At 72.4% G+C, this 1801-nt stretch carries 1 protein-coding gene, 1 pseudogene and 1 riboswitch; of the genes and pseudogenes, one reads left to right on the forward strand and one right to left on the reverse strand.

Features of this window, described 5'->3' with window-relative positions; all coding sequences use genetic code 11:
• Positions 1–440, reverse strand: a 440-nt coding sequence (gene cbiE, locus G3O06_RS47925; RefSeq protein WP_205820350.1) for a precorrin-6y C5,15-methyltransferase (decarboxylating) subunit CbiE, incomplete at its 3' end; no start/stop codon positions are given.
• Between the two features lie 575 nt (positions 441–1015).
• A riboswitch (cobalamin riboswitch) is annotated at positions 1016–1208 on the forward strand.
• Positions 1209–1275: 67 nt separating this feature from the next.
• Here cbiE and G3O06_RS47930 point away from each other — a divergent pair.
• Positions 1276–1801, forward strand: a pseudogene (locus G3O06_RS47930) (precorrin-3B synthase); the annotation flags it as partial.

Raw genomic sequence — 1801 nt, forward strand, 5'->3', positions numbered from 1 at the left:
TCGCTCAGCACGAACAGGCGGCGGCCGGGCAGCAGGTGACGCGTGAGCGTCGCAAGCGGACGGCCGACGAGCGAAACCGCGCCGACATCCTGCAGCGCCCAGCCGAGGCGCGCGGCCGCGAGCGACAACGACGACGGCGCGGGCAGCACGCGCCATTCGTCGGGGGAAAGCTGGCGCGCGAGCGTGGCGCCGACGCCGAACAGCATCGGGTCGCCGCTGGCGAGCACGCAGACAGGCGCCGGGCGACGCGCGAGCACGCCCGCGAGATCGAACGGCGACGGCCACGTTTCGCGCGCGGCCGGCAGCCGCGCGGGCAGCATGTCGAGATGCCGCTTCGCGCCGACCACGAGCGTCGCGTCGAGCAGCGCGCGGCGCGCGCTGCGTCCGAGCCCCGCGTAACCGTCGTCGCCGATGCCCACTACCGTCAGCCACGCCGTCATGCACCCTTCCCCATCGTTCGATTCCCTACCGTTTGTTGCGATGCGCGGCGGCCGGGCCGCCGCGCGTTGATCCGTTGTCGACCCCGACCCCGATCCCGAGCCGTTTCCGTGCCATGTACGCCACCGCCCGCCGGGGCGATACGGCGACGCTGTCAGCCGCGCGGTGCGCCACCGACCAAGGTCAGTACGCCCAGAACCATGCCGCCGATCGATGTGATCAGCCGCCACCTGAGCGGCCGCGCCCCGCCTTTCCGGTACAGGAACGTTCCGCCCGCCACGATCGGCACGCCGAGGCCGGCGAGCCCGACATTCTTCGGCCACTCGGCCGACGGCGCAAGCGGGATCAGTATGCACGCGAGCAGAACCCATGCGGTGACCGCCAGCAGCCCAGTGCGACGCCCATGCCGAACAGCTCCGTCCTGCCGGGTTTCATGGCGGGTGCCGGCGGTCGCCGATCGGGTGTCGAGCCGCCAATCGTACCATTTGCGAGACAGCGCAAAACCAGCTGCGGCCGTGCTGCGGCGCGGTTGCGCGACGCATCGCCGATGCCGGATCGTCGCGAAAATCGGGTATCCTACGGCCGTTCGTTCGCCGGTGCCCTTCGGGGCCGAAGAGGGAACACAGGGCGCGCCACGCGCCGCTGTGGCTGCCCCCGCAACTGTAGACAGCGAGCCGATCTCCCCCCTCATGCCACTGGTTCCACCGGGAAGGCCGGGAGCCGGCGCCGACCTGTCAGCCAGGAGACCTGCCGGCCAGAAAGTGCGTGCGTGCCAGTCGGCGTCGGGCGGGGTGTACCGATGCGTTGGCCGCGGCGCGACACTGTCCCGGTACCCCGTTGAGTTCCGCCCCCGTTTCCATTCCTGCGTCGCCCATCGTGCGCCCGTCGGCCTGCCCGGGGCTCGTGCGCGTGGTGGCGGCCGCCGACGGCGGGCTGTGCCGGATCAAGCTGCCGGGCGGCCGGCTCGATGCGCGCCAGGCGCGTGCGATCGCCGCCGCCGCGCGTGCATTCGGCTCCGGCGCGAGCGACGCGACCAAGCGCGCGAATCTCCAGCTACGCGGCATTCGCGACGGCGCGGCCGACGCGCTGACGCGCGCGTTGCTCGAAGCGGGTCTCGGTCCGTCCGTCGATGCCACCTCGAATGCAGCGGCCGACGCGGCTGCGCTCGCCGCGAGCGACGACGTCCGGAACGTGATGCTCAGCCCGCTCGCCGGCCATGATCCTGCCGCGCTCGTCGACAGTCGCGCGCTCGCCGCGCCGCTCTTCGCCATGCTGGCGCGCGAGCCACGCCGCGGCGAGCTGTCGCCGAAATTCTCGATCCAGCTCGATGGCGGCGAATCGGTTGCGGCGCTCGATCATCCGC

The organism is Burkholderia sp. Ac-20345, from assembly GCF_017104825.1.
GTDB classification, from domain to species: Bacteria; Pseudomonadota; Gammaproteobacteria; order Burkholderiales; family Burkholderiaceae; genus Burkholderia; species Burkholderia lata_B.